11 protein-coding genes and 2 pseudogenes are annotated in these 15,240 nt (G+C 64.4%); 8 read left to right on the top strand and 5 right to left on the bottom strand.

Annotated features, from left to right (window positions below; translation table 11 throughout):
- The 5 genes and pseudogenes from ABZS66_RS54230 to ABZS66_RS54250 form a co-directional block, all read left to right on the top strand.
- Window positions 1–301: alpha/beta fold hydrolase (locus ABZS66_RS54230; RefSeq protein WP_354771553.1), on the top strand; the 301-nt coding region annotated here is incomplete at its 5' end.
- A gap of 669 nt (window positions 302–970) precedes the next feature.
- Complete coding sequence (locus ABZS66_RS54235) at window positions 971–1,807, top strand: hypothetical protein (RefSeq protein WP_354771555.1); 837 nt, start codon at window positions 971–973, stop codon at window positions 1,805–1,807.
- A 360-nt stretch (window positions 1,808–2,167) separates the two neighbouring features.
- Window positions 2,168–2,941: pseudogene (locus ABZS66_RS54240) on the top strand (transposase family protein).
- Between the two features lie 292 nt (window positions 2,942–3,233).
- Window positions 3,234–3,623: a hypothetical protein gene (locus ABZS66_RS54245; protein WP_354771557.1), complete on the top strand. Its 390-nt coding sequence runs from the start codon at window positions 3,234–3,236 to the stop codon at window positions 3,621–3,623.
- A gap of 238 nt (window positions 3,624–3,861) precedes the next feature.
- Entirely contained in the window at window positions 3,862–4,230 is a 369-nt protein-coding gene (locus ABZS66_RS54250; protein WP_354771558.1) for an Lsr2 family protein, read from the top strand.
- A 38-nt stretch (window positions 4,231–4,268) separates the two neighbouring features.
- On the opposite strand, the gene ABZS66_RS54255 is transcribed toward ABZS66_RS54250, so the two are convergent.
- From ABZS66_RS54255 to ABZS66_RS54275, 5 genes are all read right to left on the bottom strand, one after another.
- Entirely contained in the window at window positions 4,269–4,754 is a 486-nt protein-coding gene (locus ABZS66_RS54255; RefSeq protein WP_354771560.1) for an IS3 family transposase, read from the bottom strand.
- On the bottom strand, window positions 4,751–5,011 hold the full coding sequence (locus tag ABZS66_RS54260; protein WP_354771571.1) for a transposase: 261 nt from the start codon (window positions 5,009–5,011) through the stop codon (window positions 4,751–4,753). The genes ABZS66_RS54255 and ABZS66_RS54260 overlap by 4 nt, the downstream gene beginning before the upstream one ends.
- Before the next feature lie 54 nt (window positions 5,012–5,065).
- Complete coding sequence (locus ABZS66_RS54265; RefSeq protein WP_354771562.1) at window positions 5,066–5,464, bottom strand: transposase; 399 nt, start codon at window positions 5,462–5,464, stop codon at window positions 5,066–5,068.
- A gap of 936 nt (window positions 5,465–6,400) precedes the next feature.
- Window positions 6,401–7,816 carry a methyltransferase domain-containing protein gene (locus ABZS66_RS54270; RefSeq protein WP_354771563.1) on the bottom strand — a complete coding sequence of 472 codons (1,416 nt, stop codon included), beginning with the start codon at window positions 7,814–7,816 and terminating at the stop codon, window positions 6,401–6,403.
- A 145-nt stretch (window positions 7,817–7,961) separates the two neighbouring features.
- The gene (locus ABZS66_RS54275; protein WP_354771565.1) at window positions 7,962–9,767 is read right to left on the bottom strand and encodes a non-ribosomal peptide synthetase; all 1,806 of its coding nucleotides are present in this window, start codon (window positions 9,765–9,767) and stop codon (window positions 7,962–7,964) included.
- Window positions 9,768–10,268: 501 nt separating this feature from the next.
- Between ABZS66_RS54275 and ABZS66_RS54280 the strand changes: the two genes are divergently transcribed.
- From ABZS66_RS54280 to ABZS66_RS54290, 3 genes and pseudogenes are all read left to right on the top strand, one after another.
- Entirely contained in the window at window positions 10,269–11,069 is an 801-nt protein-coding gene (locus tag ABZS66_RS54280) for an alpha/beta hydrolase (RefSeq protein WP_354771567.1), read from the top strand.
- A 574-nt stretch (window positions 11,070–11,643) separates the two neighbouring features.
- Window positions 11,644–13,056, top strand: a pseudogene (locus ABZS66_RS54285) (ISNCY family transposase).
- Between the two features lie 1,124 nt (window positions 13,057–14,180).
- Window positions 14,181–15,128: an oxidoreductase gene (locus tag ABZS66_RS54290; protein ID WP_354771569.1), complete on the top strand. Its 948-nt coding sequence runs from the start codon at window positions 14,181–14,183 to the stop codon at window positions 15,126–15,128.
- Window positions 15,129–15,240 lie beyond the last annotated feature (112 nt).

A 15,240-nucleotide genomic window follows, 5' to 3' on the forward strand; every position in this document is an offset into this window, starting at 1 on the left:
GTGGTCTACGACCGTGCGGGCATGCGCCGCGAGCGACGACGGGCCGCGGCCGCGCACGCCGGCCCGTCTCGCGGACGACCTCGGCGCGTTGCTGGGCTCGCTGACGGGACCGTTCGTGCTGGTCGGGCACAGTTGGGGTGGCCCGATCGTGCGCCTCCTCGCCTCCCGCAACGCCGCTCCGGTGAAGGGTCTCGTGCTAGTCGACCCCTCCGACGAGAACGAGACGGAGCGCACGGCCCTCATCTTCGGCCGGCCAGCTCAGCCGGCGACCGTACAGTACCCGTCCTCGCAGGACGCCTGATACCTGCCGATGCGCCTGCCCGTTGCCATGGGTCGGACCATCTCAGCGGCCTACGACAGTTCTCGGCCATATAGTCGGCGGGCGTCAGTGCGTGCTGATCAGCCTAGCGCTGGTCGCGCTCGCGACGGCGAGGTTCGGAACCGCAGCGCACAGTCAGTGCTGGCGACCCTGCCCAGCCAGCTGGCGTCGCCGCCACCCGCCGGCCCGGCCCGCTGAGCCCCGTCTCAGCAACCTTGGATCTGTCCGTTTTCAGACGTCACCGCCGGGCTGGATCGTGGTTGCACAGGGCTTCCCGAGAACGGCTCTCTGCTTCACTGTGACGTTCCGATGCACGCCACAGCCTTCGTCCGCCCGTCACGACGTCGGCACTTCGACCTTGCTGGCTCGCGTCACTGCCGGTCCGCGGAAGCGACTTGGCAAGGCGGCCGAATGGGCTCAATTGAACACACAAAGGCGGCAGCTCGTCTATGGGGTGTGACCATCGACCAGCGGCATGCGCGTCGGCGCGGCATCCACCCGTTACGTGAGGCCAACGACCGTGCAGCACTTCAGTTCTTGCTGTCACACGGCGCTGCGACTCCGATAGAGCTGAGCACCTCGATCGGGGTGTCACGACCCACAGCGTATGCGCTGGTTGCCCGCCTAGCGGAACGAGGTGTGCTGCGCTGCATGGGCACGCAGCGCACTCTCGGTCGTCGCGGCCCAGAATCTCTCACCTATGAGATTCCACCGTCGATGGCCTATGTGGTGGTTGTTGAAGTAACCCGTGAACGAACACGCGTCAGCATCGTCAATTTCGTGGGGACTCTCATTGCCGATATGCGGTGTCCACCGGTTACCAGCCGTCGACGTTCGCGGGTAGTGGTCGACAAGACCGTCAGGCTCGCGACAGACGCCGCTGTCGATATTCAGCGAATACGTCATGCGGTGGTGGGAGTGGAGATGGCCGAGACCACTTGTGATGTGGCGGCTCTGTGCGAAAGCATGCGTACACGTCTAGCTTGCTCAGTTGTTCTCGACAGCGTCGCGAACCTAGCCGCGGTGGCGGAGCGCGATGCGCTCGCCGCCGCGGGAGTTCGCGATTTCGCCCTGATGTGGATAGCTGACGAGGCGAAGGTAGCAATCATCGCCGATGGTCGACTGTTCCGTGGTCCGAGCGGTCGAGTCGGCTGGCGCGACTTGCTGCAGGTGCCCGCGGCCGCCGGCTCGCAAGTGTCGGCCTGCTTCGTTGATGAAATCGCTACGTACGCCGTAACTCTCGCACGCACACTAGACCTAGATCGCATAGTCCTTGCCGGCACCGTCCCTGAAGGAGCCGTGGCGGCACTAGCGCAAGGGCTGCAAGACCGAATCGCCGCCATCGGTGCGTTGGACATTCCCCCAGTCTCCGTGCAGACTACGCCCAACCCGGTTCTGGCGGGCGCATCCTGCGTTGGGCTCGCCGCCGTCCGTGAACTGGTTCTATATGACGCACTCAACAATCCAAACACTGCCGTCGAGCGTTGATGGAGCCAGGTTGACGGTGGTGACGGTGCTGTTCAGTAGGGCCGTCGAGGTCGTCTCCACGTGACTGGACTCGATGTCGGACACTGCTCCCGGCAATCCGGCGAGGCCCGCTCAGTCAGACACGCCTCGTTGACTGCGCGGGAGGGGAACACCGAGTCCGCGCACAGCACGATCTCATGCGCCGCTGCCGCTGCGTTCGTCGTGGCCGCGGACCGAGCGGCTTGAGTGGTCAGGACCGCATTGAGCCATTTTCATCGTGACCGTGCTGGTCATGGGGGGTGCTGCAGGGGTGGGGATCGGCATAGGTCGAGGCTCCCGGTAAGACAGCAGTCGACCAAGGTGCCCCGACCGGGAGCCTCGTTGCTGTCGTACCCTGCCACGATTCCGCTGTCCACTCGCACCCTGAACCACTTGGCTGGACTCATCCGGGGGTCCGTACCGAGCGTCGATGCCGATGGCGCCGACTCGACCCCGGTCAGCAAGCCCCTGCTCGCGCTTGCGCACCTACGCAACGGAGAAACCACGGCTCGCCGCCGGGTTCTCCATCGGCACCAGCACAGCGTGGCGCTACGTCCGCGAAGCCGTCGACCTGCTCGCCGCCCTGGCCGAAGACACCGCCGCAGCCAGCCGCCACGCCAGCCGGCTGGCCTACGCCATCCTCGACGGCACCCTCATCCCGATCGACCGCGGCTCGGACCAGAAGCCGTACTACTCCGGACAACACAAACGCCACGGCGTCAACGTGCAACTCCTCGCCGACCCAGCCGGCCGCTTCGTCTGGGCCTCACCAGCGCTGCCCGACGCGGTCCACGACCTGACCGCCGCTCGCACCCACGGCCTGCTCGACGTCCTCAGCCGCAACAACGTCACAACCCTTGCTGACAAGACCAGGGCGCTGGCGGCACCATCCGAACCCCGTTCAAACGCCACCACCGACGACCCCGACTCTCCCGCCGCCAGAAGAGCATCGACCGCTGCCACGCCCGAGTCCGAGGCATCGGCGAACGCGCCGTCGTCACCCTCAAGACCTGGAAGGTCTTCACCAAACTCCGCTGCTGCCCACGCCGAGCGACCGCCCTCATCCAGGCCACCCTCGTCCTCAACCACATCGAAGCCAGCCGTCAACCACGATGAAAGGCTCATTGGTCGTGGCGATGGACTCGGCGACCAGCGACGCCGCGCCGCGGACTGAGTCGGCGTTGCCGGCCCGCAGCTGAGTCGCGGCGATCACCGGTGCTGCGTGGTGATGAGCGGTTCAAACCGCACAGCTGCACCTGGTAGCCGCCGACCTTGGCGTGGCCAAAACCGGCGCCTCGCTACTGCTTGCCGTAGACCTGCTTCAGCTGCGTCGTGAACGCTATGCAGGGTGCATCTGCAGGGCCCGTGCATTGTGGACAACGGCTGCTTGCAGAGGTGATAAGTTCGTGTGACCACGGCCACTATTGCCGAACCGATGCATATGGTCGACCTCTGCCCGGTCGTGGTGACAGTTGGTGGAACTCCGCTTTCGGATATCTGCGCCGAGGTGACAGCGGCGCGGCTGTTGTCCAATTGCAGCGACTGCTCCGGCAAGCTGGGCTTCCTTCGGAGCACTCGACGGCAGGTTCAACGCCACCGCGATCGGGCGCCGTTACGTAACCTTGCCGTCGGCGGCCGGTACTCGATCCCGTCAGCGTTGATCGGTAACGACTTGCCTGTTGGCAGGCTGCACCTTCTGCGGACGGCCGTCCATTTTCCAGCAGCGGCCTCGCATGAGGCCGTCGACGCGTTTCGGGGCGACTGGACACGGATCGCCCGCCCGGCAGCGACCTCGTAGGTCGGACAAACGGGGCTCGCCAGCGACTCAATGATCGCTAGACCAAGGGCGCTACGGTTGGCGCTGTTCGGTCGACGGGTTGCAAACCTCCCCCGGATTGGCGATCATGGTTCTCGCATTCGTCATGTTCGGTGCCGAACGATCAGCTAGACGGCGAATGGATCCGCCCAGTCCGTTCACCGTCCAAATTGCGGACCGGCGGATGCGGTCATGCTGCGACTTGGAAAGGGGCCAGACTATGGCGAGGCGTGTAATCCAGCAGGTCATCGACGACATCGACGGCGGACCGGCGGACGAGAGCCTGGCATTCGGGGTGGACGGCGTGCTCTACACGATCGATCTCAGTGCTGCCAACGCCCAACAGTTGCGCGACGCCCTAGCCCCGTTTGTTGCTGCAGCGACCAAGGTCGGCCGGGCCGTGCCCATAGCAGCAGGACGTGGCCGCATCTCAGAACGGGGGATGGTGACTGCTGCGCCTGTGCGTCGTGACCGCGACCACAATCAGGCGATCCGTGAGTGGGCGCAGCGCCAGGGGATCGAGGTCTCCGATCGGGGCCGGCTCGCTCGGGACGTGGTCGATCGCTACCGTGCCGCCCATCGCGAGTAGTGTCGCGTGTCAATCCCCTGGAATCGTGGAGGACTCCGTTATACGGCTTGAGCCTCCAGCGGCCAAGCCCTTGATCGTTCGTAGTCGATCGGTGAGCGTCCGTCGCAGACGGAGTGGCGGCGTCGGTGGTTGTAGAAGTCGGTGATCCAGGTGGCGATCTTGATTCGCGCCTCGGCGCGGGTGCGGAACTGCCGGCGGTGCACGTACTCGACCTTGAGGGTGGAGAAGGTGGCCTCGGCGACGGCGTCGAAGCAGGACCCGACCCGGCCCATCGACTGGTGCACCTTCCAGCGGGCGCAGGCCCTGGCGAAGTCGGACGAGCAGTATTCGGTGCCCCTGTCGCTATTGAAGATCACGCCGGCGACATTGCCGCCACGAGTGACCGCGGCCATGTTGTTCAACGCCGCCACGACCAGATCGGCGTCGTGCCGGTCGCCCATGGCGTAGCCGAGGATGCGCCGGGAGTACAGGTCGATGACGGTGGCGAGGTAGAGCTTGCCCTCACCGGTGGCGATCTCGGTCATGTCACCACACCAGCGGCATCCGGCCCTGGCGCGGTGAACTTCCGCTTGATCAGGTCCGGGGCGGCCGGCCGCTTCCCCGCCCGGGTCAGCCCGCGCCGGCGGCGCTTGACCCGGGCGACCAGCCCGAGTTCGGCCATCAGCTGCGCGATCGTGTTGTCGGAGACCCGCCAGCCCTGCTCGCGCAGCTCAATGCCGACACGCGGGCTGCCATAGGTGCCGCCCGGATCGTCGAAAACCTTGCGCACCGCTGCCGCCAGCCGAGCCCGGCGGTCCTGCCGTGGTGTGGGCGTCCGGTCACGCCACTTGTAGAATCATGACTCCGAGACACCCAGGGCCTGACAAGCGATCGCGTACGGCACGTCATGCTCGGTCCTCTGGACAGCGATGAACGCGGCCACACTCACCGGGCTCACCGGCCCGGCGCTTCCTTGACCCACAGGACTACGGATCGCTTGAGGACTGTCACGCTCCATCGCCAGCTCGGCGTTCTCCCGCCGCAACCGCGCAAGCTCCGCCCGCTCGTCCTCCGCCAACTGCCCAGCCGCGGCCTCGCCGCGAGCCTCACGGTCCTGCTTCACCCAGATGACCAGGGTGCCGCTGTTGATCCCGAGGTCGCGCGCTACCTGCGCGATCGACTTCCCCGCCTCCCGCACGATCCGGACCGCACTCGCACGGAACTCCGGATCGAACCGCCGTCTCGTCTCAGCCATGAACCTCTATCCCTCAAGTCCTGGCCTCCACGCTACAAGGGGAACCGCATCGAGAAGGTCACCGACATCGTGAGCCTGTATCTCTACCCGCCCGGCGGCGCCGTCGTACGGACGATCGATGAGAAGACGCAGGTCCAAGCATCGGACCGCACCCAACCGTTGCCGCCCACGGAGTTCGGGGCCGCCGAACAGCGCACCCACGACTACCGGCGACATAACATCACCAACCTGTTCACCGCCTGGACGTCGCCACCGGACAGGTCATCGCCGACCGCCAGCCAACCCGTGACGGTACCCGGTTCCTGGCGTTCCTGCGCAAAGCCGCGAGACTCCACACCGGCAAGAGCTCCACGTCGTGCTGGACAACCAGTCCACCCACAGCACCCCAAGGCCCGCGCCCGACCGGCAGCAACTGATCGAACATCATCGGAACCTAACCGGCACCATCACCCGCCAGTCCATCACCCGCAGCACGTCCACCTCCGCCAACGCCCTCATCGTTCGCATCCGCGACTACGTCGCGCACCAAGACACCGACGCGAAACCCTTCACCTGCACCGCACCGCCGAGGAGATCCCCACCAAGACCGCCGAATCCAGACCAGCGTCAAGCAATTCGTCGACGACAACACGAAGGAACAGCACCGGGATCACGCGACACTCAGCGCATACTGCCGCTCGGACCGGCCACGATCGGGCCAACCCAGTCAGACAGCACTCGAGGACAGCGGCGTGTGCAGCCTGGTGCATTCTCGTCCGGCTGGCCGCGACGCGTTTGGGCCACACTACTTTGTCAGTTCGATGCTGGACGGATTCGAGAACCATGGCCGGCTCTTACCTGCCGCCTACCCCACTCTCCGATCGACTCTGTACTCAGACGGCCTAGCCGAAGCCCACACGTTGGCTCGACGACACGACGGCTCCCGCGGCGTGGCCGTCAGGCAACGAGCTCGGACAGGGTGTGCCCGGCCAGCAGGCAACCTACACTGACGACGAGTCCGTCCGCCCGCGCTTTGCTGACAACCTCCAGAGCAAATGCTGGCGTTCCTCCAAGATCAGTGAAACTGTCGTGCGCGCCAATCGAGTCGATGCCGAGGACGCGTCGCCATATCGCCGCAAGCCGCCGCTGGGCGCCGGTCTGCGGCGGAGCAAAGGCAGGTAACGCATCCAACCCCGTAGGTCGGGGCAACGGGCCATCGAGGCGGGTTACCGGCACCACCGCGGCTGGCCTCTGGCCCACGGCGGGTGCGACCTTTCCCTCGATGTGACGGTTCGAGGCGCTGCGCCCGGGCACTGTGGCCAAACGTCTTCTTACACCCAGCGTGATGGGCATTCGGACCTGCGCGGCGCCTGGGCCGACGACGAGATCATAGGCGCCGTCGTCCGCGCCGCCCAGCAGACTGATCTGGAACTCGCCGGCGAGTGCGGCTGGTCGGATGCCGTGATATACGGATGGATCCGTCCGGTCGCATCGACCGTAGAGAAGGTGGTACGCGGAGTTCGCCAGATCGCTGACGCCGGGGTTTGGCACCGAGCGGAAACCCACTCGGTGGTTGCTGTACAGAGCTGACCTCGCGGCGGCAGGCCCCTCCCACGGACGAAACGTGATCTCATCGGCTGGTCCCGTACGGCTCAGGATCGCGTCAAAGCGGAAGTTGGCAAGTTCATTTGCTGTCCGTCCAGTCTTGGGCATCGCCTGCAATCCTAGGCCGCGCTCATTGGCATAATGAGCAAACCAGAGCGGCGATAGTAGTAGTTCTCGTTCCTGGGTCAACGCTTGTCGAATGCTCTGCCGTTTGGCGAGAACTGATCCGCGCTGATCAACCGAACCTAGAAGAAGGCCATCGAGCAGGTCCGCGTTGCGCACGTCGCCGACAAAGATACTGCCCGATGGCGCCAGTACCGACAGCGCTCCGTCGAGTACTCTTTCCAGGTAGTCCTCGTCCGGAAAGTACTGCGAGACTGAATTTATAAGCACCAGGTCCACCTCGCCGCAGAACTGGGATGCGTCTACGGCTTCACCGCAACGGACAACAACATGGCTCGCCCCCTTCAATTCGGCCATGGTGCGCGCACGCTGCACAGCAGACTCGGAAATGTCGACTCCAAGATAGAAGTCGCACTCTCCGACGAGGCGCCACAAAAGCATCCCGGTACCACAACCGATTTCCAGGATGCGCCTCCTTGGCAGACGCCGGATTCGCTCTAGCGCGCCATCGAGCCACTCGGCCATCTCCTCATTGTTGAACGGCCTGCTGGACGTTCGGCTGCGCCAGCCAGCGGTGTCGAACTCAGGATCGATGGGCGGGACGCTATACATCTCTTCGAAGACATCTGCCCACAGGCCGACCATTGGAGTAGACGGGGCTAGACCCGGAGCGATCGGACCGCTATCCAACACGTATAGCACAAGAGGGGAGCCCGCCGTGTCGGTCCGGGCAACGATGCGTGAGGGAGTCATTTCCGCGCTGCAACGAGGACGTACGGCACGGATTACATCACGCTCCGCTGTTCGTTGAGGCACGAAACCAATCAGCAACCTCGCGAGGTATAGGTTGATTGAGTAGGATTTTGAGAGGTATTTGATAGCCTTGTTCGCGCATGCTAAACGCAACCTGGGCAGCAACTATCGAGTGCGCGCCGAGTAGGAATACGTTGTCGCCTGGTGCCACAGCGGCGACGCCAAGATAGGTGGCCCAGCATGCGCAGAGTGCAGCCTCTACATCGTTCGTGCACTCATCCTGCTCTCCCAACGGCGCCGGGAAGTAGGGCGCAGGTAGTGCGGCACGGTCCAACTTACCACTCTGGTTCAATGGCAGGTACGTCAATAACGTGAACGATGCTGGGACCATGTAGTCGGGCAATTGGCGTGCGAGGTGATTGCGGAATCGGCTGGCCTGGTCTTGCCATGGCATGGTTGGGGCCGCTGGGCCCGCGACAACGTAGGCTGCCAGCGTTGTGCTGCCTGTCTCTTCAGTACGAGCTGCGACGGCGCAGTCGGCAACGAACGGGTGCGTGCGAAGTTTGGCCTCAATCTCTCCCAACTCCACTCGGAACCCTCGTACCTGGATTTGGTGGTCGAGTCGTCCCAGGTATGCGATCTCGCCGCCGGTCAAGCGCCTGACAAGATCGCCGGTGCGATACCAGCGTTGTCCCGAACGCATCGGAAACCGTTGCTCGGTTAGGTCCGTCTGGTTTAGGTATCCACGCGAGACACTCGGCCCTCCGATGTGAAGGTCTCCCTCCACTCCGTCAGGCACTTGCCGGCCATTCGGATCGAGAACGTCGACTTCAATGCCGGGCAATCCGTGACCGATGAGGCTCGCACTGCCGTCTAGGTCTGCCGCTGTGACGCGTCGGTAGGTTGCATACACGGTCGTCTCAGTGGGCCCGTAGACGTTGAAGATCTGCGGAGCGATGTCTCCCCGGGCACGGAACCACGGCCGGAGCACGCCGAAGTCCAGCTTTTCCCCGGCCAGATACACGTAGCGAAGTACGAGTTCCGCGCGCGACCTGCTGAGCATATCCGCGCGAATCATTGCCTGAAAGGCGGACGGAGTCTGCGCCATCACCGTCACCCGTTCCCGCTCAAGCAGTGAGAGCATCGCCTCCGGTGTGCGACTGGTCCAGTAGGGAACGACCACGAGGCTAGCGCCGTATGCAAGTGCTCCCCAGACCTCCCACACCGAGACGTCAAAGGCGTGCGAGTGATACATCGTCCACACGTCGTGTCGACTCAGTTCGAAGATCTCATCCATCGCACGCAAGAGATGCAGGACGTGTCGATGCTCAACCATGACACCCTTTGGCACGCCGGTTGAACCCGATGTGTAGATGACGTACGCGAGCGCATCCGGTGTGACAGCCGGCAATTCAACGTTGACACATGGGTCGCCAGGACTACCCATTGACTCGAGTCGGATCGCATTGACGTTCAGCCTCAAGACTCGATCCCTAAGAGAGCCGACAGTAACCACCGTGACACAGTCGGCGTCAGCCAGGATCTCCCGGATCCGATCGTCCGGCTGAGACGGATCCAGAGGTAGGTAGGCGAGACCAGAGCGGAGGATGCCCAGCATGCCGACGACAAGCTCGCACGAGCGGTCGACCAGCAGGCCTACCGGAAGGTGGCGCGGCTCTCGCGTGGCAAGTTCACATGCGAGCCGTTCACTGATGTACGCGAGCTCACCATAGGAGATCCTTCGCACGTCATCGATGACAGCGATCTTTAGCGGATCGATCGCAGCCTGTCTCGCGAAAAGTTCGGTCAGCGTAGTCGCGTCAAAAATGACTCGGCCCCCCAATCACGCGAACTGAAGATCGACGACCGTGACGATAGCACCGTCAATATCGTCTCCGCTAGCTTTGCTACTGGATCAGCGTCGATGTTGGTTGAATCAACTATTCAGGTGGTTGACCGTTTAGGAACGCGGACGGGCCAGGCCCGCCGAGCCTCTACAACACGTCTCGACGGAGATCACAACTGGATACAGCACGACACGGCGCGGACGCTTGGGGTACCGATGGAGCGCCCACCGGATTCGCACAAGTCGACAGCTCAGCGAAACATGAAAGGATATCTCCGCTGTCTTTACAGATAAGAACGTCGCCACGAGTGGCGGCGAGGCTCTGCTGGCCTTAGGAACACCCATGTGCCACCATTGCCCGGTGGCACAGCGGAGGCTCTACTGGCCGCCCGGGGCTACCAGCCTTGCAGGCCCCAGCTTGCGGCCGCGATGGCGAGATACGGCAACTGCGGGCATGCCACTAGCGATGTCGAGTAAACACCCGCAGGGGGAGGCGTGATGCTGCAGCAGTTGGCTTACGAGGTCGTCGGAACCGGACCAGTCCTCGTATCCGTGCACGGTACGAGCAGCACACCTGCACAGACCTGGGGCCCGGCCTTGGGCCAACTGGCAAAGTCGCACACCCTCGTGCTGCCTTACCTTCCTGGATCCGGATCCAGCCCGCTGCCCCAGGGCCCAATCCATCCCGTCGTCCTCGCCGAGCAGATTGCAGATGTGGTGTCGCGAGCCGGCTATACACGCTTTGCTATTGCCGGCGCATCAACGGGAGCTCCGATTGCTATCAAGGTGGCTTCACTCTTTCCCGATCGGGTATCGCATCTGATTTCCGTATGCGGCTACTCAAGCGCACGGCCCAGTCTGCGCCTGCGACTGGAACTCTGGGCTTCACTCCTCGACGCCGGACCTCAGGCAGTAGGAAGGCTGCTCCTCACCCTTGGAATGAATGATCGAGTTGCCGCGATGATGCCGCCAGAAATGCTGGACGAAATGGTTCTGGCAATTGGCTCAAACCTGCAGCCCGGAACGCCGGACCAACTCGCCTTCGCTCAGACTGTAGACGTCGAGGCGGAGCTCGACTCCATCACGACCCCAACCTTGGTGATTACTGGACTGCGAGACAACTTCATCGATCCCGCACACTCGGCGCACATCGCTGGTCGAATTCCCGGAGCAGAGCTGCTCCAGTTCGACGGAGGCCATGGGGTCACATCAGACTGCACCAACGCCGTAGTAGAGGCAATCAACAACTTCATCGGGCCATCTCGTCCGGTGAAGGAGTCGAAGCTCGCGGACAGCTAGTTGATCTTCAGTCCCGTCGGCGGGGCGTGCGGTTGGCCAGTTCGGCGATCGAGCGTTCCACGAGGTTGAGCCGCGACGAGTAGGTCGGAGTGACGTGCAGGTGGAAGCGGGACTGCTCGAGCAGCCATTACTGGAGGCTGGGGGTCTTGTGAGTGGTGTAGCTGTTCAGGACCAGGTGCAGGTCCGGCTCGGGCGGGGTTGCTTGGTCAATGGCGCGCAGGAAAACGCAGGAATTCCTGGTGGCGGCCCCTGCGCTCGTGGTGCCGTCCGCGCCTGGGGCCATGTGCCGAACGATCTGACGGCCAGTCGGGAGCGGCCGAGACTCACGACGACCCCTCGGCGCAGCCGTCCAGTGGCGACAAATGTCGGTAGGCACGGCGCGGCCGCACCTCGCGTATGGAGTCGAGTTGCTGATCACAGGTGACAATACCGAAGGACCTCCGGCAGTCGGGCTAGTTGCTTCGACCTGAAGAAGTAGATTGATGGTTGTCGGCGTGTCCGGCTTCGCTGGACACGCGTCGGCCAGCACGATCGGCAGTGACAGGAAGTCGTTGCTGCGCAAGGGATTGCGGTCATGCTGCGGACGCGGAACGTGCAGCCGTCGTTGTGGGAGTCGGTGCTGCCCGAGGTGTGTCTGCGGCTGCCGGTGGAGCTGGAACGGGTCGATGCGTGGCTGGACGATGAGCGGTTCTTCGTCCCGTTCGTGCCGTTCTTCTCGGCCCGGATGGGCCGGCCGAGCGTGCCGATGGAGACGTATCTGCGGTTGATGTTCCTCAAGCACCGCTACCAGCTTGGTTACGAGTCGCTGTGTGCTGAGGTGTCGGACTCGATCTCGTGGCGGCGGTTCTGCCGGATCGACATCGACGGCCGCATGCCGCACCCGACGACGCTGATGAAGATCACGACCCGGTGCGGGGAACAGGCGGTGGCCGAACTCAACGAGGAACTCCTCGCCACAGCGGTCGCGGCCAGGGTGGTGAAGACGGGAAAAGTTCGCGCCGACACCACCGTGGTGTCGGCGAACGTCCAGTACCCGACCGACTCCGGGCTCCTCGCGAGGGCAGTGGTGAAGATCGGCCGGCTGGTGGCGCGGATCAAGACCGTGGGCGCGGCACCCCGCACGAGGTTCCGCGATCGTAGTCGCGCCGCCGCCCGGCGGGTCCGCGCGATCGCCCTGAGCCTGCACCTGCGCGGCGCGGCAGCCCGCGAGGAGGCCCACCGGACCGTCGCACGGATCACCGGCGAGCTGGCCGGTCTGCTCGACCAGACCGCCGCTGAAGCCGCCACGGTGCTGCGCAACGCCCGCCGGTCCCTGCCACGCACCGCCGGTCGGGCCCGGGGCCGGCTGCACCGGGCCGTCAACGAGCTCGACACACTCCTCGCGCGGGCCGCCTAAGTGCTCACGCAGACCCGCACCCGGCTCGACGGCGGCAAACCAGACTCGGCCACCCGCCTGGTCAGCCTCCATGACCCGCAGGCCAGACCGATCCGCAAAGGCCGCATCGACCGGCCAGTCGAGTTCGGCTACAAAGCCCAAGTCATCGACAACACCGACGGCATCGTCCTCGACCACACCGACCACACCGTCGAGATCGGCAACCCGGCCGACGCCCCGCAACTGGAACCAGCGATCCGCCGCATCCACCAACGCACCGGCCGCATCCCCCGAGCCGTCACCGCCGACCGCGGCTACGGCGAAGCCGCCATCGAGACACGGCTACACGACCTGGGCGTCCACACCGTCGCGATCCCCCGCAAGGGCACCACCAGCGCCACCCGCCGCCAACACGAACAACGACCGGCATTCCGGAAACTCGTCAAATGGCGCACCGGCTGCGAAGGCCGCATCAGCCACCTCAAACACCGCTACGGCTGGAACCGCACCCGAATGACCACCCTGACCGGCGCCCGAACCTGGTGCGGACACGGCATCTCCACCCACAACCCCACCAACATCACCCGCCTGGCAGCAACCCAGCCGGCATAACCCACCCCCGCACACCCCCGACCGCGGCTGCCCACGGACCCAACCCTGGGCAGCCACACTCACATCTACTTTTTTTCAGATCGAAGTAGTTACTAACTCACCGACACTGCGCCGCCAACTCGGGCAGGGGCGCCCTCCCGGGCCGCGGCGATCCTCGTGAGTTGCGCTCTCCATGATCCGGACTGCTGATTCCAACCTCCTCCCCCGTCCAGCCTTTACGACCTGCTCGCTGGGCGCTGTCCACGTCTCGAGGACCCAGTTCCGCCACGAGGGCGGGCCTGCTTTGGTGGCCAACCTCATTCACCAAATGCGGATGGCCAGCGCGAGCCGTCACGCTTGGCCCAGCGGTCTTCTGGGGCCGCATGCCGACGTCGAGTCGCGACGCTCTTGAAGCTAATCAACTGGGTAGTTGACACCGAGCACGACACTAGGTAAGTTCTAACTAACCAGTCAGATGAGTCGGCTCAGGCGGCGACAGGCGCGGCAGGGGAGTGAGCAGATGGATCAGAGCAGCCCGTCGGCGCGGTGCGGCGAGGTTCAGACTCCGACCGTCAGGCGCCCACGGATTGGTGGCGGCAGCGAGCCCGACATCACCTGGCGGACCGGGGCACTTGCCGCACTCGGACAACGGGCAGGGCTGACGTCGCACTTCGGCTGGGGCAACATCCGGGAGTTACTGCACCGCAGGTCAACGACGGAATGGTCAAGAAGGAGCGCGCCGGCGACGTGGCTACCGCCCCATCGCCAGCCTGCGCCGGAATGTCGGCCGTCCCTGTCGAGATCGTCGCAGCGCACAGTTCAACCGAGGGCACGGGCTCGAGGCAAGCGGACTGCGGGTGGTCCGAATCACCCGCAGATCCGGTTCAGAGGAACTGATCCGCTGAAAACACTCGATCTCAAGATCCGTCCCCAAGCCGTCGAGATGGGCGTCCACGATGGCGGCGCTACCGCACCCGCCGTGGCCATTGCGCTGGGTCCTCAACACACGCACCGCAACGAAGCCGCTAGAGGTCAACGGTCCGGTATCCGCGATCGCCGCTGAGTCCAGCGATGCGCCGTTCTGTCCGTGCCACCCGCTTGCACCGCAACCGCGAACCCCATCATTCACGAACAGGAGTTGACCCATGAAGACCAGGACATCCGACGGCCGTAAGCCAATGACCCATTGGACACCGGACGACATTGCCGACCTGTCCGGTCGCACGGCTTTGATCACCGGTGGTAACAGTGGAATCGGCCTGGAGACAGCTCGTGTGCTCGCTCGCCGCGGGGCTACGGTCATCCTGGCCGGTAGGGACCAGGCCAAGCTCGTGCTGGCGGCGGCTGAGCTACGCGCGGCCCAGCCGGGTTCGGCGATCGAGACTGCCGTTCTGGATCTGGGATCCCTGGCATCGATCGCCAACGCCACCTCGCGCCTGGCGGAGTCGACGACTATCGACCTCCTGTTCAACAACGCCGGGGTCATGAACATCCCCGAGCGGCGGACCACCACGGACGGGTTCGAACTGACCTTCGGCACGAACCACTTGGGACACTTTGCGCTCACTGCGGGGCTGCTGCCCGCGCTGCGACGCTCGCCCGCCGCGCGGATCATCACGGTCAGCGCAGTAGCAGCGAACTGGCGCATCGGCCAACTGGACGATCTGATGAGCGAGCACCGCTACGGCGCAATGCGCTCGTACGCCAAGTCGAAGCGTGCCAACGTGGTGTTTACCCAGGAACTCGCTCGCCGGTTCGCCAGCACAAGCACGAGCACGAGAGCGATTGTGGTGCACCCCGGCGCAGCATTGACCAACCTTCAGAGGAACAACACGAGCCTACTGACTCGCATTGTTATCGCGCTGACCCGCAACATTGCAATGGGTTCGGCCGAAGGAGCCGCCTGGCCTTCACTCTATGCGGCCACGAGCCCTGACGTTGTCAGCGGCGGCTTCTACGGGCCAGCAGGCCGCGACCAGACGTCCGGCACCCCGAAACGATTGACGCTGCCTCACAACGCCGACGACCCCGCTGAGGGCGCGCGCTTGTGGAACCAAAGCGAGCGCCTGACCGGTATCCGTTTCGAGCTCTAGGGTGCAACGACCCACCACCAGCCGAACCTAGATGTAGACAGGACTATTGATGATGACGGATGTGTTGAAGCCGTTTGCTGGGAAGGTTGCCCTGGTGACCGGGGCTGGTACC

This window comes from Dactylosporangium sp. NPDC005572, assembly GCF_040605515.1.
Lineage (GTDB): Bacteria > Actinomycetota > Actinomycetes > Mycobacteriales > Micromonosporaceae > Dactylosporangium.